Origin of the sequence: Streptomyces sp. NRRL S-118 (assembly GCF_000716335.1) — a bacterium.
In the GTDB taxonomy this organism is placed as follows: Bacteria; Actinomycetota; Actinomycetes; order Streptomycetales; family Streptomycetaceae; genus Streptomyces.
Genome location: NZ_KL591012.1, coordinates 115,678 through 139,052 on the forward strand (window position 1 = coordinate 115,678; position 23,375 = coordinate 139,052).

General features: G+C 72.8%; 23 protein-coding genes and 1 pseudogene. 17 read left to right on the forward strand and 7 right to left on the reverse strand.

All coding sequences use genetic code 11. The annotated features are described in order from the left end of the window. The first annotated feature begins 2 nt into the window (after window positions 1–2). Both IH00_RS0121170 and IH00_RS0121175 read left to right on the forward strand, forming a co-directional pair. Window positions 3–785, forward strand: a complete 783-nt coding sequence (locus tag IH00_RS0121170; RefSeq protein WP_031075906.1) for a M23 family metallopeptidase — start codon at window positions 3–5, stop codon at window positions 783–785. 311 nt (window positions 786–1,096) lie between these two features. After that, on the forward strand, window positions 1,097–1,762 hold the full coding sequence (locus IH00_RS0121175; RefSeq protein WP_031075907.1) for a GntR family transcriptional regulator: 666 nt from the start codon (window positions 1,097–1,099) through the stop codon (window positions 1,760–1,762). Between the two features lie 195 nt (window positions 1,763–1,957). Here the strand turns inward: IH00_RS0121175 and IH00_RS0121180 are convergent, their stop codons facing one another. Beyond that, entirely contained in the window at window positions 1,958–2,239 is a 282-nt protein-coding gene (locus IH00_RS0121180) for an HPr family phosphocarrier protein (protein ID WP_031075909.1), read from the reverse strand. Between the two features lie 131 nt (window positions 2,240–2,370). Between IH00_RS0121180 and IH00_RS0121185 the strand changes: the two genes are divergently transcribed. The 4 genes from IH00_RS0121185 to IH00_RS0121200 all read left to right on the forward strand — a co-directional run bounded on the left by IH00_RS0121185 (window position 2,371) and on the right by IH00_RS0121200 (window position 7,923). Beyond that, window positions 2,371–5,289, forward strand: a complete 2,919-nt coding sequence (locus IH00_RS0121185) for a bifunctional acetate--CoA ligase family protein/GNAT family N-acetyltransferase (RefSeq protein ID WP_031075911.1) — start codon at window positions 2,371–2,373, stop codon at window positions 5,287–5,289. A 41-nt stretch (window positions 5,290–5,330) separates the two neighbouring features. Further along, a complete protein-coding gene (locus IH00_RS0121190) occupies window positions 5,331–5,915 on the forward strand; it encodes a DUF5998 family protein (RefSeq protein ID WP_031075913.1) in 585 nt (194 codons plus the stop codon). Beyond that, a complete protein-coding gene (locus IH00_RS0121195) occupies window positions 5,915–7,156 on the forward strand; it encodes an alkaline phosphatase family protein (RefSeq protein ID WP_031075914.1) in 1,242 nt (413 codons plus the stop codon). The genes IH00_RS0121190 and IH00_RS0121195 overlap by 1 nt, the downstream gene beginning before the upstream one ends. Window positions 7,157–7,242: 86 nt before the next feature. Next, entirely contained in the window at window positions 7,243–7,923 is a 681-nt protein-coding gene (locus IH00_RS0121200; protein ID WP_052411534.1) for a thymidine kinase, read from the forward strand. Here the strand turns inward: IH00_RS0121200 and IH00_RS0121205 are convergent. Next, the gene (locus tag IH00_RS0121205; RefSeq protein WP_031075920.1) at window positions 7,895–8,668 is read right to left on the reverse strand and encodes a VOC family protein; all 774 of its coding nucleotides are present in this window, start codon (window positions 8,666–8,668) and stop codon (window positions 7,895–7,897) included. The genes IH00_RS0121200 and IH00_RS0121205 overlap by 29 nt on opposite strands. A gap of 230 nt (window positions 8,669–8,898) precedes the next feature. Between IH00_RS0121205 and IH00_RS0121210 the strand changes: the two genes are divergently transcribed. Continuing rightward, complete coding sequence (locus tag IH00_RS0121210) at window positions 8,899–9,735, forward strand: sulfurtransferase (RefSeq protein WP_031075922.1); 837 nt, start codon at window positions 8,899–8,901, stop codon at window positions 9,733–9,735. Window positions 9,736–9,847: 112 nt separating this feature from the next. Here the strand turns inward: IH00_RS0121210 and sepH are convergent, their stop codons facing one another. The 3 genes from sepH to IH00_RS0121225 all read right to left on the reverse strand — a co-directional run bounded on the left by sepH (window position 9,848) and on the right by IH00_RS0121225 (window position 13,878). Continuing rightward, on the reverse strand, window positions 9,848–10,903 hold the full coding sequence (gene sepH / locus IH00_RS0121215) for a septation protein SepH (protein WP_078887878.1): 1,056 nt from the start codon (window positions 10,901–10,903) through the stop codon (window positions 9,848–9,850). Between the two features lie 439 nt (window positions 10,904–11,342). Next, window positions 11,343–12,656, reverse strand: a complete 1,314-nt coding sequence (locus IH00_RS0121220; protein ID WP_031075924.1) for a D-arabinono-1,4-lactone oxidase — start codon at window positions 12,654–12,656, stop codon at window positions 11,343–11,345. Further along, a complete protein-coding gene (locus tag IH00_RS0121225) occupies window positions 12,622–13,878 on the reverse strand; it encodes an MFS transporter (RefSeq protein ID WP_031075926.1) in 1,257 nt (418 codons plus the stop codon). Before IH00_RS0121225 ends, IH00_RS0121220 begins: the two co-directional genes overlap by 35 nt. A gap of 164 nt (window positions 13,879–14,042) precedes the next feature. On the opposite strand from IH00_RS0121225, the gene IH00_RS0121230 reads away from it, so the two are divergent. Together IH00_RS0121230 and IH00_RS0121235 are read left to right on the forward strand one after the other, a co-directional pair. Beyond that, on the forward strand, window positions 14,043–15,170 hold the full coding sequence (locus tag IH00_RS0121230) for a ferrochelatase (RefSeq protein WP_031075928.1): 1,128 nt from the start codon (window positions 14,043–14,045) through the stop codon (window positions 15,168–15,170). A gap of 9 nt (window positions 15,171–15,179) precedes the next feature. Beyond that, window positions 15,180–15,983, forward strand: coding sequence for an inositol monophosphatase family protein (locus IH00_RS0121235; protein ID WP_031075930.1), 804 nt, complete (start codon window positions 15,180–15,182; stop codon window positions 15,981–15,983). A gap of 114 nt (window positions 15,984–16,097) precedes the next feature. On the opposite strand, the gene IH00_RS43415 is transcribed toward IH00_RS0121235, so the two are convergent. Further along, a complete protein-coding gene (locus tag IH00_RS43415; protein WP_199819789.1) occupies window positions 16,098–16,271 on the reverse strand; it encodes a hypothetical protein in 174 nt (57 codons plus the stop codon). A gap of 326 nt (window positions 16,272–16,597) precedes the next feature. On the opposite strand from IH00_RS43415, the gene IH00_RS0121245 reads away from it, so the two are divergent. The 4 genes from IH00_RS0121245 (at window position 16,598) to IH00_RS0121260 (ending at window position 20,119) form a co-directional block, all read left to right on the forward strand. Then, a complete protein-coding gene (locus IH00_RS0121245) occupies window positions 16,598–17,251 on the forward strand; it encodes a response regulator transcription factor (RefSeq protein WP_031075931.1) in 654 nt (217 codons plus the stop codon). A gap of 3 nt (window positions 17,252–17,254) precedes the next feature. Further along, a complete protein-coding gene (locus tag IH00_RS0121250) occupies window positions 17,255–18,484 on the forward strand; it encodes a sensor histidine kinase (protein ID WP_031075933.1) in 1,230 nt (409 codons plus the stop codon). A 395-nt stretch (window positions 18,485–18,879) separates the two neighbouring features. After that, window positions 18,880–19,176, forward strand: coding sequence for a DUF4193 domain-containing protein (locus IH00_RS0121255; protein ID WP_003955561.1), 297 nt, complete (start codon window positions 18,880–18,882; stop codon window positions 19,174–19,176). Between the two features lie 13 nt (window positions 19,177–19,189). Further along, on the forward strand, window positions 19,190–20,119 hold the full coding sequence (locus IH00_RS0121260) for a hypothetical protein (protein WP_031075935.1): 930 nt from the start codon (window positions 19,190–19,192) through the stop codon (window positions 20,117–20,119). Here IH00_RS0121260 and IH00_RS0121265 read toward each other — a convergent pair. Then, a complete protein-coding gene (locus IH00_RS0121265; protein WP_031075937.1) occupies window positions 20,116–20,598 on the reverse strand; it encodes a DUF3093 domain-containing protein in 483 nt (160 codons plus the stop codon). The genes IH00_RS0121260 and IH00_RS0121265 overlap by 4 nt on opposite strands. 58 nt (window positions 20,599–20,656) lie before the next feature. Between IH00_RS0121265 and IH00_RS0121270 the strand changes: the two genes are divergently transcribed. The 4 genes and pseudogenes from IH00_RS0121270 to IH00_RS0121285 all read left to right on the forward strand — a co-directional run. Beyond that, the gene (locus IH00_RS0121270) at window positions 20,657–21,232 is read left to right on the forward strand and encodes a PaaI family thioesterase (protein WP_031075939.1); all 576 of its coding nucleotides are present in this window, start codon (window positions 20,657–20,659) and stop codon (window positions 21,230–21,232) included. Next, the gene (gene dut, locus IH00_RS0121275; protein ID WP_199819792.1) at window positions 21,229–21,744 is read left to right on the forward strand and encodes a dUTP diphosphatase; all 516 of its coding nucleotides are present in this window, start codon (window positions 21,229–21,231) and stop codon (window positions 21,742–21,744) included. The genes IH00_RS0121270 and dut overlap by 4 nt, the downstream gene beginning before the upstream one ends. A gap of 1 nt (window position 21,745) precedes the next feature. Continuing rightward, window positions 21,746–22,519, forward strand: a complete 774-nt coding sequence (locus IH00_RS0121280) for a DUF3710 domain-containing protein (RefSeq protein ID WP_031075941.1) — start codon at window positions 21,746–21,748, stop codon at window positions 22,517–22,519. Window positions 22,520–22,801: 282 nt separating this feature from the next. Continuing rightward, window positions 22,802–23,375: pseudogene (locus IH00_RS0121285) on the forward strand (histidine kinase); the annotation flags it as partial.

The following is a 23,375-nucleotide window of genomic DNA, read 5'->3' on the forward strand; positions in this document are numbered from 1 at the left end:
TCATGGCGTTCACCCGTGCCACCGGGAAGCACCGTGCCCCGAGCCGTCTGAGCCGCAAGAGCGCACACGCCGCAGGCGTCGCGGCTCTCGCCACCACCGGCGTGATCGGAACCCTCGCTTCCCCGGCGCTCGCCGCCGACACGGACACCCGCGCTCTCGAGGACACCGGCCTGAACCAGGCGGTCATCACCGACACGATCGCCGACCGCATCGACGCCCAGGCCGAGGCCCAGGAGCGGGAGGCCGAGGAGGCCGCCGCCCTCGCCGAGGCCCAGGCCAAGGCGGAGGCCGAGGCCAAGCGCAAGGCGGAGGCCCGCGCCAAGGCGGCCCGTGAGGCCGAGGAGCGCGCCGCCCGCGAGGCCGAGCGCAAGCGGCTCAACTCCTTCACGCTCCCGGTCGCCGGCTCGTACGTCAGCACCTCCTACGGGGCCGGCGGGGCCATGTGGTCCTCGGGCAGCCACACCGGCATCGACTTCCACGCCCCCTACGGCAGCGAGGTCGTCTCCGTGGGCCTGGGCACCGTCGTCGAGGCCGGCTGGGGCGGCGCGTACGGCAACAACGTCGTGATCCGGATGGCGGACGGCACGTACACCCAGTACGGCCACCTCTCCTCCGTCAGCGTCGCCGTGGGCGAGCGCGTCATGCCGGGCCAGCAGATAGGCATCTCCGGCTCGACCGGCAACTCGTCAGGTCCGCACCTCCACTTCGAGGCCCGCACGAGCGCCGAGTACGGCTCCGACATCGACCCGGTCGCGTACCTGCGCTCCCACGGCGTCAACGTCTGACCCCGACGCCCGGGACCCACCCGGCGTCCGCCGGCCCCGGCTCGCTCCACGCGAGCAGGGGCCTTTCGGCATGCCCGGGCCCGTCGGGCACGGCTCCGTGCCGGCCCACCCCCCCCGCTCGATGCCGGCCGGTCCCGCTCTATCCCGCTCGATCCCGCTCGGTCCCGGCCCGTTCCGGCCGATCCTGGCCAAAAGATATCCATGGTTTTCGGTCGGCCATCGGAAATTCAGCCGTGCTGCAATAGAGTCACTGAACACTCGTCAAATCGTCGGCGCTCATTGTTCCGCGCGGATCCAGTCGGAGGTTCGGTATGCGCATTCCCGCGCACTCGGTATGCACGGCTATCCGCGACGACATCGTCTCCGGGGTCTTCGAGCGCGGCGGCCGGCTCACCGAGGAGCAGCTGGCGCGCCGCTACGGGGTCTCCCGCGTCCCCGTTCGCGAGGCCCTGCGCACCCTGGAGTCGGAGGGCTTCGTCACCACGCGCCGGCACATCGGGGCGTGCGTCGCCGAGCCGACCGAGCAGGAGGCCGCCGACCTGCTGGAGATCCGCGCCCTGCTCGAACCGCTCGGCGCGGCACGCGCCGCCCAGCGGCGCACCGAGGCGCACCTCAAGGTGCTGCGGGGCCTGGTCAGACTCGGTCAGGAGCGGGCGCGCCGGGGCCGGGGCGAGGACCTGCGCTCGCTCGGCGGCTGGTTCCACGAGACCCTCGCCCAGGCCTCCGGAAGCCCCGGACTGACCGCCCTGCTGACCCAGCTGCGGCACAAGATCGCATGGATGTACGTGGTCGAGGAGTCCGCGCAACCGGTGGAGGAGTGGGCCGAGCACGGCGCCATCGTCGACGCCGTGGCGCGCGGTGACGCGGAGCGGGCCAGGGCGCTCACCGCCCTGCACGCGGAGCGGTCCCGCGGGGCCCACCGGCTGCGTGTGAGGACTTCGCAACCTGACGTCAACACAGCGAGCGTCCGCAATTAACAGCGGGGCCGTATACAAAGAAGAGCAATTCCGCGGCGTGGATATTCCTGTCCAGCCCTGTCATTCACGTCCGCACCACGAAAACGGTGGAGCCGTACCGGCCCGGAATCGAATTCCGTGGCGATACGGCTCCGCCGCTCGTGTCCGGAAACCGGGAACGGCCGGGTAAAGCCCCGTCCCGGAAGTCCGGAAGACTCAGACGGTCTCGGGGAGCTCTTCGAGACCCTCGGCGACCAGCTTCGCCAGACGGTCCAGGGCGGCGTCGGCACCCTCCGCGTCCGAAGCGAGCACGATCTCCTCGCCGCCCTGCGCGCCCAGGCCGAGCACCGCGAGCATCGAGGCGGCGTTCACCGGGTTTCCGCCGGCCTTGGCGATCGTGACGGGAACGCCGGAGGCCGTGGCGGCACGGACGAAGATGGAGGCGGGGCGGGCGTGCAGGCCCTCGGCCCAGCCGACGTTGACGCGGCGCTCAGCCATGGTGTTGCCCTTCGAGTTCAGGGGGTTGTCTAGACCACTCTCTCATGTTGTCCGGGGTGCGCGCGAACCTGATCATCCGGCCCTGTCCACAGCACCTCCGCGACCGGTGCCCCGCCCCGTACGCTGGCCCCATGCGGACCCCGTCGGATCAGCCGGACCATGCGTACCCCGACCACTGGGAGGCCGACGTCGTACTGCGCGACGGCGGCACCGCGCGCATCAGGCCGATCACTCCCGATGACGCGGAACGCCTGGTCAGCTTCTACGAGCAGGTCTCCGACGAATCGAAGTACTACCGGTTTTTCGCACCCTACCCCCGCCTCTCCGCCAAGGACGTGCACCGCTTCACCCACCACGACTACGTGGACCGGGTGGGCCTGGCGGCCACGGTCGGCGACGACTTCATCGCCACCGTCCGCTACGACCGGATCGACGACCGGGGGCACCCCGCGAGCGCGCCCGCCGACGAGGCCGAGGTCGCCTTCCTCGTCCAGGACGCCCACCAGGGGCGCGGCGTCGCCTCCGCGCTCCTGGAGCACATCGCGGCGGTCGCGCGCGAGCGGGACATCCGGCGCTTCGCGGCCGAGGTGCTGCCCGCCAACTCCAAGATGATCAAGGTCTTCACGGACGCCGGGTACACCCAGAAGCGCAGTTTCGAGGACGGCGCCGTACGCCTCCACCTCGACCTGGAGCCCACCGACCGCTCCCTCGCCGTGCAGCGCGCCCGGGAGCAGCGCGCCGAGGCCCGGTCCGTGCAACGGCTCCTGGCCCCCGGATCGGTCGCCGTCATCGGTGCCGGCCGCACCCACGGCGGGGTCGGTCGCACGGTCCTGCGCAACCTCCTCGACGCCGGGTACACCGGCCGCACCTACGCCGTGAACCGCGCCCTGCCGGAGGGGCGCAGCGAGATGGAGGGCGTCCCGGCCTTCCGTTCCGTCGGCGACATCGGCGAGCCCGTCGATCTCGCCATCGTCGCCGTACCGGCCGAGCGGGTCCCGGAGGTCCTCGCCGACTGCGGCGAGCACGGCGTCCAGGGGCTGGTCGTCCTCTCCGCCGGATACGCCGAACAGGGCGCCGCCGGACGGGAGCGCCAGCGGGAACTGGTCCGCCAGGCCCGCACGTACGGCATGCGCGTCATCGGCCCCAACGCCTTCGGTGTCATCAACACCGCGCCCGGCGTGCGGCTGAACGCGTCCCTCGCGCCGCATTCCCCGGCACAGGGCCGCATCGGCCTGTTCACCCAGTCCGGCGCGATCGGCATCGCGCTGCTCTCCGGACTGCACCGGCGCGGCGCGGGCCTGTCGACCTTCGTCTCCGCGGGCAACCGCGCCGATGTGTCGGGCAACGACATCCTGCAGTACTGGTACGACGACCCCGACACGGACGTCGCCCTGATGTACCTCGAATCGATCGGCAACCCGCGCAAGTTCACGCGCCTCGCCCGCCGCACGGCGGCCGTCAAACCCGTGGTCGTGGTGCAGGGTGCCCGCCACGGGGGCAGCGCCCCGCCGGGCCACGCGGTGCCGGTCACCCGCATCCCGTACGCCACGGTCTCCGCCCTGCTGCGGCAGGCGGGCGTCATCCGCGTCGACACCGTCACCGAGCTCGTCGACGCGGGCCTGCTGCTCGCCGGGCAGCCGCTCCCCGCCGGGCCGCGCGTGGCGATCCTCGGCAATTCCGAGTCGCTCGGCCTGCTCACGTACGACGCGTGCCTCACCGAGGGCCTGCGGCCGCTCCGGCCGCGCGACCTGACGACCGCCGCCACGCCGCAGGACTTCCGCGCCGCGCTCTCCGAGGCCCTGCGGGACGACGCGTGCGACGCCGTCGTGGTGACCGCCATCCCCTGGGTCGGCGATAACGGGGTGACCGAGTCGGGCGACGGCGAGGTTCTGGCGGCCGCCCTGCGGGCCGCCTCCGCCACCGCTCCGGCGAAGCCGGTCCTGGTGGTCCACGTCGAGATGGGCGCCCTCGCCGACGCCCTGGCGGCCGCCACCAGCACGGCGCCCCCGCCCCCCGGCCCCGCCGTCCACCCGGCTCCGGAGCCCCCGGCACCCGCCGGAACCCCGCATCCCGCACCCGCCGACACCCCGCACCCCGCGCGCACGGAACCAGCCGAACCAGCGGGACCCGCCGGCCCCGCCCCGGAAGCCGGCGGTACCCCGGGCCCCCGGGAGAGCCGCATCCCCGCGTACCCCGCCGCCGAGCGGGCCGCACGGGCGCTCGCCGAGGCCGTGCGGTACGCACAGTGGCGGCGGCAGGCGGCCGAGCCGGGCCGGGTGCCGCATTACGAGGGCATCGACGAGGCGGGTGCCGCCGCCCAGATCGAGCGGGCGCTCGGTGAGGGCGACGGCGTGGGGGAGCGGGGCGTCACCCTGGACCCCGCGGCCACCCGCGAGCTGCTCGGCCGGTACGGCATCGACGTACGCCCCGCCCTCGCCGCCCCGACGCCGGACGCCGCCGTCCGCGCCGCCGGGCACCTCGGCTACCCCGTCGCCCTCAAGACCACCGCGCCCCACCTGCGCCACCGCCCCGACCTCGGCGGCGTACGCCTCGACCTGGCCACCGAGGAGCAGCTCCGCACCGCGTACGCCGAGCTGACCCAGACCCTCGGCAAGCCCGAGGAGCTCCAGCCCGTCGTCCAGCCCATGGCGCCGCGCGGCGTGGACACCGTCGTGCGCGCCGCCCTCGACCCCGCCGTCGGAGCCGTCCTGTCGTTCGGCCTCGCCGGCGCCCCCTCCGAGCTGCTCGGCGACACCGCGCACCGGCTCGTCCCGGCCACCGAGCGGGACGTCGCCGAACAGATCCGCTCCATCCGCGCCGCGCCGCTGCTGTTCGGCTGGCGCGGCGCCGACCCCGTCGACACCTCCGCCCTGGAGGAGCTGCTCCTGCGCGTGTCCCGGCTGGTCGACGACCACCCGGAGATCGTCGCCATCGGCCTGGAGCCGGTGGTCGTCGCGCCGCGCGGCCTGTCCGTCCTCGGCGCCACCGTCCGCCTCGCCCCGCCCCCCGCCCGCACCGACCTCGGGCCACGACGTCTCCCCAGCTACTGAGGGGGACGGGCCTGGCCGACCGGCCCCGTAGGATGGAGCCCATGGCGAAGACCGGTACGACGACCCAGGGGCTGCGCGCGGCGATCGAGCGCAGCGGCTACTACCCGGCCCTCGTGGCCGAGGCGGTGGAGGCCGCCGTCGGCGGCGAGTCGATCGCGTCGTACCTGGTCCACCAGGAGACCACCTTCGACAACAACGAGGTGCGCCGCCACGTCACCGTCCTGGTGCTGACCTCCACCCGCTTCATCGTCAGCCACACCGACGAGCAGAACGCCGACACCAGCTCCCCGACGCCGTACGCGACCACCTCCACCGAGTCCGTCAAGCTCGGCCGGATCTCGTCCGTCGTCCTCAGCCGGGTCGTCGCCAATCCCGAGTCCTACACCCCGGGCACCCTGCCCCGCGAGGTCGTGCTGAACATCGGCTGGGGCGCCGTCTCCCGCATCGACCTGGAGCCCGCCGCCTGCGGCGACCCGAACTGCGAGGCCGACCACGGCTACACCGGCAACTCCACGGCCGACGACCTGAGCCTGCGGGTCAGCGAGGCCGGTGACGGTCCCGAGACGGTCCGCCAGGCCCTCGCGTTCGCGCAGGCCCTGTCCGAAGCCACCGCGGCCACGCGCTGATGGGGCAGACCACGACCACGGCCTCCGCCTGGCCCGACGATCCGGTACCGCGCCCGGGCTCCGCGGCATGGGGATACTCCACCGCGCTCGCCGTCGACAGCGCGCCCGTGCCCGAGTACGGCTCCGGCTCCCTCGCCGACCTGCTGCCGACCCTCGCCGCCGCCCAGGGCGTACCGGGCTGCGAGCACCGCATTGCCGAGCTGGCCCCCGCCGACCGGAACTGCGTGTTCCTGATCGACGGGCTGGGCTGGGAGCAGATCAAGGCCCACCCGGACGAGGCGCCCTTCCTCACCTCGCTGCTCGCCGGCTCGCGCGGCGGTACCGGCCGGCCCCTGACCGCGGGGTTCCCCGCCACCACCGCGACCTCGCTGGCCTCCGTCGGTACGGGCCTGCCGCCCGGCGAGCACGGACTGGCCGGCTACACCGTGCGCGACCCCGCCACGGGCGAGCTGATGAACCAGCTGCGCTGGCGGCCCTGGACCTCGCCGCACGCCTGGCAGCCGTACCCGACGGTCTTCCAGCTCGCCGACGCGGCGGGCGTCCACACCGCCCAGGTCTCGTCCCCGGCCTTCCAGGACACTCCGCTGACGAAGATCGCGCTGAGCGGCGGAACGTTTCACGGCCGCCTCTCGGGCGACGAGCGCATGGACTTCGCCGCCGAGCAGCTCGCCGCCGGCGACCGGTCGCTGGTGTACACGTACTACAGCGAGCTCGACGGCAGCGGCCACCGCCACGGCATCGACTCCGACTCCTGGCGCGGTCAGCTCATGTGCGTCGACCGGCTCGTCCAGCGACTGGCCGAGCAACTCCCGTCGCGCGCCGCGCTGTACGTGACCGCCGACCACGGCATGGTGGACATCCCGTTCGACGAGCAGTCCCGGATCGACTTCGACGAGGACTGGGAGCTGCGTGCCGGAGTCGCCCTGCTGGGCGGCGAGGGCAGGGCCCGCCACGTCTACGCCGTCCCGGGCGCCCAGGCCGACGTACTGGCCTGCTGGCGCGAGGTGCTCGGCGAGCAGTTCTGGGTGGCGAGCCGCGAGGAGGCGATCGCGGCGGGCTGGTTCGGGCCCCGGATCGACGAGCGGGTGCACGGCCGGATCGGTGACGTCGTCGCCGCCGCGCACGACGACGTCGTGATCACCGCGTCCGTCAACGAGCCGCACGAGTCGGCCATGGCCGGCATGCACGGCTCGATGACCCCCGCCGAGCAGCTCGTCCCGCTCCTCGAAGTACGCTCCTGAACCGCGGACAGACCCAGACAGAGCCAGAAAAACCCCGGCAATCCGGCGCCCCCGGCCCACCTGACCCGAAAGGTCGTCACTTCCCCATGCCCGAGTTGGTGTTCTTCTCCGGAACGATGGACTGCGGAAAGAGCACCCTCGCTCTTCAGATCGAGCACAACCGCTCCGCCCGGGGCCTGCAGGGCATGATCTTCACCCGCGACGACCGCGCGGGCGAGGGCAAGCTCTCCTCGCGGCTCGGCCTGGTCACGGACGCCGTCGAGGCCGCCGAGGGCTTCGACTTCTACGCGTACCTCGTCCGCCACCTCAGCAAGGGCGGCCGGTGCGACTACGTCATCGCCGACGAGGCGCAGTTCCTCGCGCCGGAGCAGATCGACCAGCTCGCCCGGGTCGTCGACGACCTCGAGCTCGACGTCTTCGCCTTCGGCATCACCACCGACTTCCGCTCCAAGCTCTTCCCCGGCTCCCAGCGGCTGCTGGAACTGGCCGACCGCGTCGAGCGTCTACAGGTCGAGGCGTTGTGCTGGTGCGGTGCGCGCGCCACGCACAACGCGCGCACCGTCGGTGGCGAGATGGTCGTCGAGGGCGCCCAGGTCGTCGTCGGTGACGTCGACGTCGACGCCGGGAACGAGATCGGGTACGAGGTGCTGTGCCGGCGCCACCACCGGCGCCGGATGACGGCCGCGACCGCCCGCGCGGCGGCCCTGTCCCCGGACGTCCTGCCGGTCGCGGACGAGATCAGCGCGGGGCCGACCGCACGATCGTGAACACCGCGCCCTCCGGGTCCGCGACCGTCGCGTGGCGACCGGCGGCATCGTCGCGCGGCGGCTGCAGGACCTGGCCGCCCAGCTCGGTCACCCGGCGCGCCGCGTCGTCCGTGTCCGTCACCTCGAACCAGGTCATCCAGTGCGCGCCCCGGTCGCGGGGCAGCGCGGCGCCGACACCGTGCAGCGAGGCCACCGGGCGGTCGCCGGTCCTCAGCGTCACCAGGTCGAGATCGGCCGAGACCAGCGGTTCGAGCTCGTAGCCGAACACCGTCTTGTAGAACTTGCTGACCGACTCCGTCTCCTGCGTCAGCAGCTCGTTCCAGGCGGGCGTGCCGTGTCTGCCGCCCACCGCCGTCCCGAGGTGGGCGGCCGGCTCCCAGACCCCGAAGACGGCCCCCGTCGGGTCGGAGCAGATCACCATGCGGCCGGCGTCGGCGGCGTCCAGCGGCCCCACGGCGACCGTGCCGCCGCTGCACCGGATCGCTTCGGCGGTCTCGCCGGCGTCGGCCGACGCCAGGTACGGGGTCCAGGCGACCGGCAGGCCGCGGTCGGCCGGGAGCCGCCCGATGCCGGCGACTTCCTCGCCGTCGAGCAGTCCGCGCACGTACGGGCCGAGCTGCTGGGGACCGGGCCGGAAGCTCCAGCCGAACAGCCCCCCGTAGAACTCCTGCGTCGTGTCAAGGTCGCGCACCATCAAACTCACCCAGCAGGGTGTACCGGGCTTGTGCCGAGCCGCCTCGGTCATCGTCACTCTCTCCTCGGACCATCGGTCGTGGCCGTGCAGGGGGGACCGGACGTGCGGACCGTTCGGGTGCCGGCCTCACGCCTCGTCAGATGCTTGCACCACCGGCCGCGCAGTGCGTCCCGGCCGCGCCGGGATGTGGCGCGATCCCGCAGGAGGATGCCCGATTTTTCGTTGCCCATCCGCCCTGCGGCACGCACCGCGGGGGCCGTGTCTGCGGGAGGATGGCACATATGAACCCCATCATTTCCGCATCCGAACTGGCGGCCGAGCTCGCCGGGCCCCGTCCGCCGGTCCTTCTTGACGTCCGCTACCAGCTCGGAGCCCCGCCCGGACGCCCGGCGTACGAGGCGGGGCACATCCCCGGCGCGGTGTACGTGGACCTGGACTCGGAACTGGCCGGCACGCCCGGCGCCGGGGGCCGCGGGGGCCGGCATCCCCTGCCCGACGTGGCGGAGTTCGGCGCGGTGATGCGCCGGGCCGGTGTCTCGGCGTCGTCACGGGTGGTCGCGTACGACGGCGGTCAGGGATGGGCTGCGGCCCGCGCGTGGTGGCTGCTGCGCTGGGCGGGACACCAGGACGTACAGGTGCTCGACGGCGGTCTGGAGGCGTGGCGGGGCGAGCTGTCGACGGCGACGCCCACACCGCCCGTCGGCGACTTCACGCCACGGCCGGGCGCCCTGCCGCTGCTGGACGCGGACGGGGCAGCGGAACTGGCCCGGACGGGCCTCCTGCTGGACGCGCGGGCGGCGGAGCGCTACCGGGGCGATGTGGAGCCGATCGACCCGGTGGCCGGCCACATCCCGGGCGCGGTGTCGGCCCCGACCATGGAGAACGTCGACGGGGAGGGCCGCTTCCTGCCGGCCGAGGCGCTGGCCGCCCGTTTCAAGACGCTGGGTGCGGCGGACGCCCCCCAGGTCGGTGTCTACTGCGGTTCCGGTGTGTCGGCCGCGCAGCAGATCGTGGCCCTGGAGATCGCCGGCATCCGGGCGGCCCTCTACGCCGGCTCCTGGTCCGACTGGGTCAGCGACTCCACCCGCCCCGTCGCCAAGGGTCCGGACCGCGGCTGACCGGCCCACGGTCGTGCCGGGTGGCCCGTACAGGACCGCCCGGCGCCCGGAGGTGCACACCGCGGGCACCGGGCAGCGGGAGTTGCTCCGGTGGTCGCTCCTGCTGCCGCGCTCACTCCTGCTTCTTGCGGCGCGTGCCGAAGACGATCTCGTCCCAGCTCGGGACCGCCGCCCGGCGGCCCGGGCGGACGCCGTCCGCCTCCGCCTGCCGGTCGGTGGTGCCGGTGAGCCGGTCGCGGTGACCGCTCACCGCCCGCGGCATGAGCACGTCCGCGTACGCCGAGCCGGCGCCCGCCGAAGCGGCGGGGGCCGGAGGCTCCACCGCGTCCGGTTCCTCGTCGGGGTCCGTGGGGGAGGAGTCGGCGGCCGGGCGCTCCGGTACGACCATGTCGCCCCGGAAGCTCGGCACGGCCTCCAGCAGGCTGGTCAGCGAGTCCCGCTCGGGCTCGTCGTCGGTCTCCGGAGCCGGCGGCGGAACCGGGGTGCGGTCCAGCGGCCGGTCGCGCGGCAGCCGCGCGATCCGGGGTACGAAGGGGAAGCTCGGCTCCTGCACCGCCACGGCGTCGTCGGTCTCGCCGATCAGCGCCCGTGCCTCGTCGTCCACGGCCTGGACGAGCCGCCTGGGCGGGTCGTACGTCCAGCTCGCCGAGTGCACCTCGCCCGCGACCCGGTAGACCAGCAGGACCTCCCAGGTGCCGTCGTCCCGGCGCCAGGAGTCCCACACCACGGTGTCCTTGTCGGCGCCGCGCAGCAGCAGCCGCTCCTGCACCGCCTCGCCGAGCTGCGGACCGGTGTTCTCACCGGGACGGCGCACGGGGGTCTTGCGGGCCCGTTCGGCCATGAAGGCGCGCTCCGCGAGCACGGGGCCCTCGAAACGGCGCACCCGCTCGACCGGGATGCCGGCGAGCTGGGCGACCTCCTCCGCGGAGGCACCGGCCCGTATCCGCGCCTGGATGTCACGCGGGCGGAGGTGGCTCTCCACCTCGATCTCGATCTGACCCAGCCGGGCGCGGTCGTTGCGTACGGCGGCGCGCAGGCGTTCGTCGATCGGAAGCGTGTACTCCGTGTTGTCAGCAGCCTTCAGCACCAGTCGTGTGCCGTCGTTGGAGACGGCCACGACACGCAGTTCGGGCATGGGGACCTCCCGGGTGGTGCCTGCCGACGTCACCTGCGTCGCTGCTTCCGCTAGTCGAGTGTGGCCTGCCCGGGTGCAGCCTGCCACAACCTTGCCGAGTTGCCCGGCGTGTCGGGCATGGGCCCTGGAACGCCGTTATGGCACGGTTACCTATTTGCAACGCAGGGTGACCATGACGATCACTCTGTGCAGCAGGTGTCCGTACGGTGCCGCGGCGCCGCCGGATCGAGTGCCATGTGAGGCCCCCTCCCGTTGGTCCCGGACACCCGTCAAGGACCGGAGCCCAGGGTTCGCCACAGTACTCCATTCGGGCCACCAGGGTGGACCGGCGCGCCGTCGAAGTTGTCGCGCGGCGCGCCAGTTGGACTCCGCCGGCTATTCCCCGTGCACGCCATCCTTCACGCAATCAACGCAAACGGAACTATTCGATTTCGGTCATGGGGCGCGGCACCCCCAAGGGCTCGACGGAGCGTCAGTCGCCCAGCACCCGCCGCAGATAGTCGTTGCCGAACAGCCGGTCCGGGTCCAGCCGGTCCCGCAGAGCGGTGAACTCGCCGAACCGCGGATAGACCCCGGCGAAGTACGCCGCGTCCCGCGTGTGCACCTTGCCCCAGTGCGGCCGGCCCCCGTGCGCCGTCATGATCCGTTCCGCGGACGTGAAGTAGGCGTGGTACGGCGTGCCCTTGTACATGTGCACCGCGATGTACGCCGTCTCCCGGCCCGACGCCGTCGAGAGGGTGATGTCGTCCGCGGGGGCCGTGCGCACCTCCACCGGGAAGCTGACCCGCAGCGGCGACCGGTCGACCATGGCCTTCAGCTCGCGCAGCGCGCCGATGGCCGCCTCGCGCGGGAGCGCGTACTCCATCTCCACGAACCGCACCCGGCGCGGACTGGTGAACACCTTGTACGGGATGTCCGTGTACGTACGGGCGGACAGGGCCCGGCTGGAGATCCTGGCGATCGCCGGGACGGCGGCCGGGGCGGCCCGGCCGACCGAGTTCACCACCTGGAAGAGCCCGTTGGAGAGGAACTCGTCCTCGATCCAGCCGCTGATCCGGCCGGGCGGCGCGGCGGGACCGGCGCTGCGGTTGTTGCGCTTGGTGGTGCAGTTGCCGGTGTGCGGGAACCAGTAGAACTCGAAGTGCTCGTTCTCCGCGTGCAGCGCGTCGAACTCCGAGGTGACCTTGTCGAAGGTCATCGGCTCCTCGCGCGCGGTGAGCAGGAAGACCGGCTCGACGGCGAAGGTGATGGCCGAGACCACCCCCAGGGCGCCGAGCCCGATCCGGGCGGCCGCGAAGACGTCCGGGTTCTCCTTCTCGGAACAGGTCATCACCCGGCCGTCCGCCGTGACCAGTTCCAGCTCCCTGATCTGCGCGGCGATCGAGGCCGAGTCCCGGCCCGTGCCGTGCGTCCCGGTGCTGGTCGCCCCCGCCACCGTCTGCTCCATGATGTCGCCCATGTTCGTGAGCGACAGGCCCTCCCGGGCCAGGGCCACGTTCAGCCGCTTCAGCGGAGTGCCGGACTCCACCGTCACGGTCATCGCGCGGCGGTCGATGCGGCGGATCCCGGTGAGGAGGTCCGGCCGGATCAGCAGCCCGTCGGTCGCGGCTATGGAGGTGAAGGAGTGCCCCGTACCCACGGTCTTGACCCGCAGCCCCTGCTCGGCGGCCCCGCGCACCGCGTCGACCAGCTCCGCCACGGAGGCGGGGCGCGCTTCCCGTACGGGCCGGACGGCGACGTTGCCCGCCCAGTTACGCCACGTGTCCCTGCCGCTCCGACTGTTCAGACTGTGCAGAGTCCTGCTCACGCCGCCCCTCCCGCGTCGGTACCGGCTCGCGCAGCCGGCGGTACCCCAGGAACGCCACCACGGCCGCCAGCACCCCCGCAATGCCGGGCACCGCGTACCCCGCCGCCGCTCCGTGTGCGTCGACCACCCAGCCGGCGGCCGAGGAGCCGAGCGCCACGCCGACCGCGAGCCCGGTACCCGTCCAGGACATGCCCTCGGTCAGTTTGGTGCGCGGTACGTGCGCCTCGACGAGGGCCATGGTCGTCACCATCGTCGGTGCGATGGCAAGGCCCGCGACAAAGAGCGCCACGGCCAGGACAGGCAGGCTCCCGGCCAGTTGGAGGGGGATCATACTCACGGCCATCGCGCAGACACCCAGGACCCAGCGGCGCGACGGCTCACCCTTCAGGTGCAGCAGGCCGAAGACCGCACCCGCGAGACAGGAGCCCAGCGCGTAGACCGCCAGCACCAGGCTCGCGGCGGCCTTGTGCCCCTCCTCCTCGGCGAAGGCCACCGTCACCACGTCCACCGCCCCGAAGATCGCGCCCGTGGCGACGAAGGCGGCCACCAGCACCTGCAGACCGGGGGAGCGCAGCGCGCTGCCGCCGGTGTGCTGCTCCACGGGGTGCGGCACCGGCTCGGTGGCGCGCTGCGCGGTCAGCCACCACACGCCCACCGCCAGGAACACGGCCGCCAGCAGCGGTCCCGCCTCCGGGAACCAGATCGTCGACAGCCCGATGGAGACGATGGGGCCGAAGATGAAGCACACCTCGTCGATGATCGACTCGAAGGAGTACGCCGTGTGCAGCTCCCGCGCGGAGCCCTCGTAGATCGACGCCCAGCGGGCCCGGGTCATCGCCCCGATGCTGGGCACGCAGCCGGCGGCGGCCGTGAAGGCGAACATCGTCCAGTCCGGCAGGCCCTGCTGCGCGCAGAGCAGCAGACCCGCCACCGCCGCCACCGTGATGAGCGTCGCCGGGCGCAGCACCCGGCGCTGGCCGTACCGGTCCACGAGCCGGGAGACCTGCGGGCCGAGCACCGCGGCGGAGACGGCGAGGGTCGCCGAGAGCGCCCCCGCCAGCCCGTAGCGCCCGGTGAGCTGCGAGACCATCGTGACGATGCCGATGCCCATCATGGCCAGCGGCATCCGGCCGAGGAATCCGGCGAGGGAGAACCCCACGGTGCCGGGGGCGGCGAAGATCGCGCGGTAGGGACTGGGCAAGGGGTACTCCGGCCGGTCGGGCGGTCAGGCAGAGGGGCGTAGCGGCACGCAACGGCGCGTAGCAGTGCGTAAGGCGCATGGGCAGTCTTCACAGGTTACGCCCGAACGGGTGAGCCCGCACGGCGGTTTCTCCGCCGCCGGACCCGGGTGGCAGGATCGATCCCATGTCCGATCAGCGCGATCCAGCCCCCTACGACGCCCTGCTGCTGCTCTCCTTCGGCGGCCCCGAGGGCCCCGACGACGTGGTCCCGTTCCTGGAGAACGTCACCCGCGGCCGCGGCATCCCCAAGGAGCGGCTGAAGGAGGTGGGGCAGCACTACTTCCTCTTCGGCGGCGTCAGCCCGATCAACGAGCAGAACCGCGCCCTGCTGGCCGCGCTGCGCAAGGACTTCGCGGACGCGGGTCTCGACCTGCCCGTGCACTGGGGCAACCGGAACTGGGCGCCGTACCTGACCGACACCCTCCGCGAGATGGTCCGGGCCGGCCACCGCCGCATCGCGGTCCTCGCCACCAGCGCGTACGCGTCGTACTCCGGCTGCCGCCAGTACCGGGAGAACCTCGCGGACGCCCTCGCGACCATGGAGGCGGAGGGCCTGCCGCGGCCGCGCGTCGACAAGCTGCGCCACTACTTCAACCACCCCGGGTTCGTCCGGCCCATGATCGACGGCGTCCTGGCGTCGCTCGCGGAGCTGGACGAGTCCGTCCGCGCGGGCGCCCACCTCGCCTTCACCACCCACTCCATCCCGGTCTCCGCCGCCGACACCTCCGGGCCCGTCGAGGAGCACGGGGAGGGCGGTGCCTACGTGAAGGAGCACCTGGACGTGGCGCGGCTCATCGCCGACGCCGTACGGGACGAGACGGGCATCGAGCACCCGTGGGAACTCGTCTACCAGTCGCGCAGCGGCGCCCCGCACATCCCGTGGCTGGAGCCGGACATCTGCGACCACCTGGAGGCACTGCACGGCGCCGGGGCGCCCGCGGTCGTGATGGTGCCGATCGGGTTCGTCTCGGACCACATGGAGGTCCTGTACGACCTGGACACCGAAGCCACCGCGAAGGCCGCGGAGCTGGGCCTGCCGGTGCGCAGGTCGGCCACCGTGGGCGCCGACCCGCGCTTCGCCGCGGCCGTCCGCGACCTCGTCCTGGAGCGGGCGGCGGCGGAGCGGGGCACAGTGGTGGAGCGCTGCGCGCTCGGCGCACTGGGCCCTTCGCACGACCTGTGCCCCATCGGCTGCTGCCCGGCCCGGGCCCCGCGGCCCGCGGCGGCGGGCGCCGACAGCCCGTACGCGTAAGGAGACCCCGTGACGAGCCACCCGCTCCCCGACGAGCTGCTCGAGCCGGCCCTGGAAGCCGCGCGGCGGGCCGGTGCGCTGCTGCGCGACGGCCGCCCCGCCGACCTCGGCGTCCGGGCCACCAAGTCCAGCCCCATCGACGTCGTCACCGAGATGGACATCGCCGCCGAGAAGCTGATCGCCGGCTTCCTCGCCGAGCACCGGCCGGACGACGGCCTCCTCGGCGAGGAGGGCGGCGTGACGGAGGGCGTCAGCGGCGTCCGCTGGGTGGTCGACCCGCTCGACGGCACCGTGAACTACCTCTACGGCCTGCCGACGTGGGCGGTGTCCATCGCCGCCGAACGGGACGGCGAGACCCTCGTGGGGGTCGTGGTGGTCCCCATGCGCGACGAGACGTTCCACGCCGTGCTCGGCGGCGGCGCGTTCCTGAACGGCCGGCCCCTCCGCTGCCGTCCCGCACCCCCGCTGGACCAGGCCCTGGTGTCCACCGGCTTCAACTACGTCGCCGAGGTCCGAGCCCACCAGGCGGACGTGGCGCAGCGGCTCATCCCGCGGGTGCGTGACATCCGCCGCGGCGGCTCGGCGGCGGTCGACCTCGCCGACGTGGCGGCCGGCCGTCTGGACGGCTACTACGAGCGCGGGCTCCACCCCTGGGACCTGGCGGCCGGCGCCCTGCTCGCCCGCGAGGCCGGCGCCCTGACCGGCGGGCGCCCCGGCTCGCCCCCGTCGCGCGAACTGACGGTGGCGGCGTCCCCCGGCGTCCTCGAGCCGCTCCAGGAGCTGCTGGAGGAGTTCGGCGCCTGGCACGACTGAGCACCGGTGCGCCGGTGCCCGCCCCGTACGCGGGAGCGCGACCGGACACAGCGAGCGGCCCCGATGTCATACCCGGACATCGGGGCCGCTCGTTCCTGCGGGTTCGGACGGGCCTCAGGCCGTCGCGGCGCCGATCTCCACGCCGTGTTCGGCGGCGAGGCGGCGCAGGTCTTCGAGCTCCTCCTGCTCCACGTCGGCCAGGAAGTCGTCGCCCGTCTCACGTGCCTGCGTGAGGTGGGACTCCGCGGCCTTTATGCGCTGCAGCAGTCCTGTCGTGAAAGCGTCCATCGTGCGCCCCCTCGTCATGGGTCAGTGGCACGGGGGTGTGCCGAGGGTCGGTCGATCGGTAGGTGATCACGCACGGCACCTCTGGGGGACAGAGCGGTTCGTGGCGCGCCACATACACGGCGTGATCTCGGGTGTGCAGACGTCCTCCCCCAGTGCTGTCTCACAGAAACCTCAAGTCGTTCGTGAATCCGGTGAATTCCCGGTGCCGGAGCCGTGACCAGCGCTCTTGCGGCCAAGTGCCTTACCGCCGGTTTACGCGCGTAAGGGGCAGGATGGATGCACACAGTCAACCGCCCGGACCCGGGCTCGGAGGAAGGATCAGCGCCGTGCGCGTACTCGTCGTCGAGGACGAGCAGCTGCTCGCCGATGCGGTGGCCACCGGACTGCGCCGGGAGGCCATGGCCGTCGACGTCGTGTACGACGGGGCGGCGGCCCTGGAACGCATCGGGGTCAACGACTACGACGTCGTCGTCCTCGACCGCGACCTGCCGCTCGTCCACGGCGACGACGTCTGCCGCAAGATCGTCGACCTGGGCATGGCCACCCGCGTCCTGATGCTCACCGCCTCCGGTGACGTCAGCGACCGCGTGGAGGGCCTGGAGATCGGCGCCGACGACTACCTCCCCAAGCCCTTCGCGTTCAGCGAGCTCATCGCGCGCGTGCGGGCCCTGGGGCGGCGTACGACGGTGCCGCTGCCGCCGGTCCTGGAGCGGGCGGGCATCAAGCTCGACCCCAACCGCCGCGAGGTCTTCCGCGACGGCAAGGAGATCCAGCTGGCGCCGAAGGAGTTCGCGGTGCTGGAGGTGCTGATGCGCAGCGAGGGTGCGGTCGTCTCGGCCGAGCAACTGCTGGAGAAGGCCTGGGACGAGAACACGGACCCGTTCACGAACGTCGTCCGGGTCACGGTCATGACCCTGCGCCGCAAGCTGGGCGAGCCGCCGGTGATCGTCACCGTGCCGGGCTCCGGTTACCGGATCTGAGCCGTGGCGACGACTCCCGTGCCTCCCCAGGCACCCCCCAAGCCGACGTGGGACCCCCGGGAACCGGTCCGCCCGTGGCTCCGGCCCACCATCCGGATACGGCTGACGCTGCTGTACGGCGGCATGTTCCTGATCGCCGGCATCCTGTTGCTGTCGATCATCTACCTGCTGGCGGCGCAGGCGCTGCACATCGGCAGCGAGCTGCCCTTCCGGATGGTCGAGGGCACGCTGAGCAGTGACATCTGCAACTTCCCGCCCGGGCCTCCCAGCGCCGAGGAGGCCAACCGGGCGATGAACGCCTGTGTGAACCAGCAGCGCCAGCACGCACTGGACGACCTGCTGCGCCGCTCCCTGTTCGCGCTGCTGGGCCTGTCGATCATCGCCTTCGCGTTCGGTTACGCGATGGCGGGCCGGGTCCTGTCCCCGCTGGGCAAGATCACGCGCACGGCCCGGAACGTGGCCGGCACGGATCTGAGCCGCCGCATCGAGCTGGACGGTCCGGACGACGAGCTGAAGGAGCTCGCCGACACCTTCGACGACATGCTGGACCGGCTGGAGCGCGCCTTCACCGCCCAGCGGCGGTTCGTCGCCAACGCCTCGCACGAGCTGCGCACGCCGCTGGCGATCAACCGCACCCTGCTGGAGGTCCAGCTCTCGGACCCCGACGCCCCCGTCGAGCTGCACCAGCTGGGCCGGACGCTGCTGGCCACGAACGAGCGCAGCGAACAGCTCGTGGAGGGCCTGCTGCTGCTCGCGCGCAGCGACAACCAGATCGTGGAGCGCAAGGCCGTCGACCTGTCGGAGGTCGCCTCCCGCGCCATCGAGCAGGTACGGGTCGAGGCGGAGGCGAAGGGCGTGGAGATCCGCGGCGAGCGGGCTCCGGCCGTCGTCCAGGGCAACGGCGTCCTGCTGGAGCGGATCGCCCTGAACCTCGTGCAGAACGCGGTGCGCTACAACGTGCCCGAGGACGGCTGGGTGGAGGTGACCACCGAGGCGCAGCACGGCCAGGCGGTGCTGGTGGTGTCGAACACCGGGCCGGTGGTACCCGCCTACGAGATCGACAATCTCTTCGAGCCGTTCCGGAGGCTGCGACAGGAGCGCACCGGCAGCGACAAGGGCGTGGGGCTGGGGCTCTCGATCGCCCGGTCCGTCGCGCGGGCCCACGGAGGCCGTATCATCGCGGAGCCCCGCGAGGGCGGCGGCCTCGTGATGCGTGTCACCCTTCCGGTCTGACACGCGGGGCGACGGTCGTCATCGTGTTCGCTTTGCGCGGAATTTTCGGGACCCGTTCCCGTGTTGACCGTGTGTGATCGATCACAAAGGACCGTTTCCGGCCATCTACTCTCCGTGATCAAGAATTCCTCCGGAAAACCAGGAAAAGTCCGGGTTTCCGGGGCCCTGGATCACGGGAAGTACACGGGGTGGCGCCCGTCGGGTGCCACCCCAGGACCGTGTACGGTCCCCTTCGCCACCTGAACCTGATCGCCCCGGAGGGGTCCGGTTGGGTGTCGATTGAGTAACAGACCTTGATGTGAGGCAAAATCTCCGCCTCAGGTCGGGCACAAGACCGGCCTCTCACGCGTTACGTGCGCTGGAGACACTGCAAACACCCAGAGGGGGAGAGCGACATGGCAACGGACTACGACACCCCACGCAAGACCGACGACGACGTCGACTCGGACAGCCTTGAAGAACTGAAGGCTCGCCGCAATGACAAGTCCACCTCGACGGTCGACGTCGACGAGTTCGAGGCCGCCGAGGGCCTCGAGCTGCCCGGCGCGGACCTGTCGAACGAAGAGCTGGCCGTCCGGGTGCTGCCCAAGCAGGCGGACGAGTTCACCTGCATGAGCTGCTTCCTGGTGCACCACCGCAGCCAGCTCGCGCGCGAGAAGAACGGTCAGCCGATCTGCCGAGACTGCGACTGAGGTCCGGCAGGCCGTGGCAGGCGACAACCCGTCTCGGAAGCGACGCTTCCGGCTCCCCCTCCACCGGAAGCCGGAGGCGTACCAGGGCGGCACGGACCCGGCACCGGGCACGCCCGTCGTGCCCGCCGAGCACTCCGCCCTCCTGCCCTCCCCCGGCGCGCGTGACGACGAGCGAGGCCCCTCGGCCTCGCTCGAAGCGACCCGCGGGGCGGCAGGCCGGCACCCGGCACCGCCTGAGAGGGTGGGGCGCCTGGAAGCCGTGCGCAACGGCGTGCGCAACGGCGTCACCAAGGGGCGCGAGGGAGCGCGAGCGGGCCTCGCCCACCTCGCCGACCGGCTCATCGAGAACGCACCGCGCGTTCCCGTCCGCGACCTCGCCACACTGCGCAAGCAGTTCCCGGGGCTCGGCCCCGAGGAGATCGCCGACAAGCTGATCGCGGGCGCCGCCAACGCCACCTCCACGGTCGGCGCGGGCGTCGGCGCCGCCGCCATGCTCCCCGTACCACCCGCGATGCCCGCCGAGCTGGCCGCGGAGATCACGAGCGTCGCGGCGATCGAGCTGAAGCTCATCGCCGAGCTCCACGAGGTCTACGGCCAGCGGCCCCCGGGCAACATCAGGGAGCGCGCGTCTGCGTACCTCACGTCCTGGACGGAGGAGCGCGGTATCGACGTCACCAAGCCGGCCACCGTCAACGCCGCCCTCGGCGGCCGGATGAAACGCGAACTGCGCCAGCAGATCATGAAGCGCATGGTGCGCAACCTGCCGAACCTGATGCCCTTCATGGTGGGTGCGGCCGTCGGCGCCGTGATGAACCGGCGCGACACCAAGAAGCTCGCCGAGCACATCCGCAAGGACCTGCGCACCCGCCAGGTGCCCTGGGACGCCCTGCCCGAGCTGCCCCCGCTGGAGCAGCCCGAGAACGTCAAGGAGCTCGGCTTCTAGGCGCTGCGGGCCTTCTCCAGCGCCGCCGCGAGGGCCTTCGGGTCACGGCTCGACAGGTAGACGTACGGCGTCGGGTCCGCCGGGTCCGTCACCTCGACGCGCACCGCCTCCGGCACGTACCCCCGCATCACCATGAAAGCGCGCGGGTCCGCCTTGTACGTACGCCAGGCCCGCGCATCCTCGGCGTCCAGCACCCGCGGTTCGCCCAGCGCCGACAGCGGGATCCGCGCGTCCCCCGCCACCAGCGAGTCGGCCACCACGCGGATCCGGACGGAGCCGTACGAGCTGACCCCGACCGCCGCCAGCGCCCCGGCCAGGATGAGGCCGCCCAGCATCGGCAGCGTGCCGAGCGGAAGCATGATCAGCGCGCCGGAGACGCCGACCAGGGCGGCGATCACCCACCAGGAGCGCGGGGCGGTGAGACGTTCGTCGAACTGCGGCGCGGAAGCCGGGGCAGGAGCCGATGCGGAAGGCTGCATACGACCAAGCTTGGCACGGCGCGACCCAGGGTCCCCCGCGCGGGTAAGGTCTGCGCCTGTGAGCACTGCACTGAGGCCCCCCGCCGAGGCCATACCGCCGGTACGGCACCCCGACGCGCCCGCCCCGGGCGAGCTCCTGGGCGCCCATTACGAGCACTGCTTCGGCTGCGGCGGCGGACAGCCCCACGGGCTGCACCTCGCGGCGCGGGCCGGCGAGGGCGTCACCGTCACCGCCGAGTTCACGGTGACCACGGACCACCAGGGCGCCCCCGGACTGGCGCACGGAGGCGTGCTGGCCACCGCCCTCGACGAGACCCTCGGCTCGCTGAACTGGCTGCTGCGGGTCATCGCCGTGACCGGACGGCTGGAGACCGACTTCCTGCGGCCCGTGCCCGTCGGCACCGTGCTGCACCTGGAGGCGGAGGTCACCGCCGTGCACGGCCGCAAGATCTACTGCCGGGCGACCGGACGGATCGGCGGGCCCGAGGGCGCCCTCGCCGTCCGGGCCGACGCCCTTTTCATCGAGGTCAAGGTCGATCACTTCATCGACAACGGCCGTCCGGAGGAGATCCGGGCGGCGATGGCCGACCCCGACCAGGTCCGGCGCGCCCGCGCCTTCGAGGTGAACCCCTGATGCCCCACCCTGTCGACGTGCTGATCCGCCGCGTGGACCCCGAGGTACCGCTCCCGGCGTACGAACATCCGGGCGACGCCGGAGCCGACCTCGTCACCACCGAGGCCGCCGAACTCGCCCCCGGCGAGCGGGCCGTCCTGCCCACGGGCATCTCCATCGCCCTCCCCGACGGGTACGCCGCCTTCGTGCACCCTCGCTCCGGGCTCGCAGCTCGGTGCGGAGTGGCCCTCGTGAATGCCCCGGGGACCGTGGATGCCGGGTACCGTGGGGAGATCAAGGTGATCGTGGTCAACCTCGACCCGCGCGAGAGCGTGCGGTTCGAACGGTTCGACCGGATCGCCCAACTGGTCGTTCAGCAAGTCGAGAAGGTCCGCTTCCACGAGGTGGCGGAGCTTCCCGGCTCCGCGCGGGCCGAGGGGGGCTTCGGGTCCACCGGCGGTCATGCCGCCGTGGAGGGCTGGACGGGTGGGAATCGATACGCTTCGGTCGTATCCGACCGGGAAGGACAGTGACGTGTTCGGACGTCGCAAGAAGAGCAGGGCCGCTGAGGACGCAGCGGACGTGGCGCGCGAGGCCGAGCAGGTCGTCGACGAGGTCGACACCGACGACGCGGCCGAGGGCGAGCCGCGCCGCGTGAACCTTCCGCCGGCGCCCCGGCCCGACGGGCCCTGGGACGTCTCCGAGGTCTCCAAGCCCGACGAGGGCCGGGTGGACCTGGGAGGCCTGTTCGTGCCCGGAGTCGAGGGCATGGAACTGCGGGTCGAGGTCGCCGGGGACGCGATCGTCGCCGCGACCGTGGTGCTGCGCGACAGCGCCATCCAGCTGCAGGCTTTCGCCGCCCCAAAGAACGAGGGCATCTGGGGCGAGGTCCGCGAGGAGATCGCCTCCGGCATCACCCAGCAGGGCGGAGTCATCGACGAGGTCGAGGGCCCGCTGGGCTGGGAGCTGCGCGCCCAGGTCCCGGTGCAGCTGCCCGACGGCACCGGCGGTGTGCAGCTGGTGCGCTTCGTGGGTGTGGACGGGCCGCGCTGGTTCCTGCGCGGTGTGATCTCCGGGCAGGGCGCGGTGCAGCCGCAGGCCGCGGGACTGCTGGAGCAGATCTTCCGCGACACCGTGGTCGTCCGCGGCGAGGGCCCGATGGCCCCGCGCGACCCGATCGTCCTGAAGCTGCCGAACGACGCGCAGATGGTGCCCGAGGGCGTCCAGCAGGAGGACCAGGAGTCCTCGCGGTTCTCCGGCGGCATGGGCCAGCTCCAGCGCGGGCCGGAGATCACCGAGGTCCGCTGACCCGTGGACGCGGTGCCGCGCCCGTCGCGGTGCCGCGGTCCGGAGCCCCGGGGCGCGGACGCGGCGCCGCGCGCTGCCGTGCCGCGCCCGGGAGCCGCCGCGCGGCCCGCGGCGTGCGGGCCGGGCCACCCCACGGGCGACCCCTCCGCACGGGGCCACGCACCCGACCTGGCGCGACGCCCCGAGGATCCTGCCTCGCGGCTCGTCAGGATCCCGTCAAGACGCGGCCGCGAGGGGACTCCGGCTCCACCGGCCGTGGTGGCCGGTCGTAAGGTCTAGGCCATGGGACGCGGCACGCTACGGATCTACCTCGGCGCGGCACCGGGCGTCGGCAAGACGTACGCGATGCTCGCCGAGGCCCACCGCCGTACGGAGCGCGGCACCGACTGCGCCGTCGCGGTCGTCGAGCACCACGGCCGGCCCCGCACCGAAGCGCTCCTGCACGGGCTGGAGCAGATTCCGCCCAGGACCCTCGCGCACCGCGACGGCGTCCGCACCGAGATGGACGTCGACGCCGTCCTGGAGCGCCGCCCCGCGGTCGCCCTCGTGGACGAGCTCGCCCACACCAACGTCCCCGGCTCCCGCAACCCCAAGCGCTGGCAGGACGTCCAGGAACTCCTCGCCGCGGGCATCCACGTCATATCCACCGTCAACATCCAGCACCTGGAATCCCTGGGCGACGTCGTGGAGTCGATCACGGGCGTACGCCAGCGGGAGACCGTCCCGGACGAGGTCGTCCGCCGCGCCGACCAGATAGAGCTGGTCGACATGTCGCCCCAGGCGCTGCGCCGGCGCCTGGCGCACGGCAACGTGCACCCGCCCGACAGGGTCGACGCGGCCCTCTCCAACTACTTCC

What these genes read in the sequence shown, in the direction of transcription:
- IH00_RS0121205 (WP_031075920.1), bottom strand. Translation starts at nt 8,668, where the DNA reads ATGACCGAGGCGGCTCGGCACAAGCCCGGTACACCCTGCTGGGTGAGT.
- IH00_RS0121210 (WP_031075922.1), top strand. Translation starts at nt 8,899, where the DNA reads ATGAACCCCATCATTTCCGCATCCGAACTGGCGGCCGAGCTCGCCGGG.
- IH00_RS0121230 (WP_031075928.1), top strand. Translation starts at nt 14,043, where the DNA reads ATGTCCGATCAGCGCGATCCAGCCCCCTACGACGCCCTGCTGCTGCTC.
- IH00_RS0121200 (WP_052411534.1), top strand. Translation starts at nt 7,243, where the DNA reads ATGCCCGAGTTGGTGTTCTTCTCCGGAACGATGGACTGCGGAAAGAGC.
- IH00_RS0121190 (WP_031075913.1), top strand. Translation starts at nt 5,331, where the DNA reads ATGGCGAAGACCGGTACGACGACCCAGGGGCTGCGCGCGGCGATCGAG.
- IH00_RS0121175 (WP_031075907.1), top strand. Translation starts at nt 1,097, where the DNA reads ATGCGCATTCCCGCGCACTCGGTATGCACGGCTATCCGCGACGACATC.
- IH00_RS43415 (WP_199819789.1), bottom strand. Translation starts at nt 16,271, where the DNA reads ATGGACGCTTTCACGACAGGACTGCTGCAGCGCATAAAGGCCGCGGAG.
- IH00_RS0121265 (WP_031075937.1), bottom strand. Translation starts at nt 20,598, where the DNA reads ATGCAGCCTTCCGCATCGGCTCCTGCCCCGGCTTCCGCGCCGCAGTTC.
- IH00_RS0121185 (WP_031075911.1), top strand. Translation starts at nt 2,371, where the DNA reads ATGCGGACCCCGTCGGATCAGCCGGACCATGCGTACCCCGACCACTGG.
- IH00_RS0121255 (WP_003955561.1), top strand. Translation starts at nt 18,880, where the DNA reads ATGGCAACGGACTACGACACCCCACGCAAGACCGACGACGACGTCGAC.
- IH00_RS0121170 (WP_031075906.1), top strand. Translation starts at nt 3, where the DNA reads ATGGCGTTCACCCGTGCCACCGGGAAGCACCGTGCCCCGAGCCGTCTG.
- IH00_RS0121180 (WP_031075909.1), bottom strand. Translation starts at nt 2,239, where the DNA reads ATGGCTGAGCGCCGCGTCAACGTCGGCTGGGCCGAGGGCCTGCACGCC.
- IH00_RS0121195 (WP_031075914.1), top strand. Translation starts at nt 5,915, where the DNA reads ATGGGGCAGACCACGACCACGGCCTCCGCCTGGCCCGACGATCCGGTA.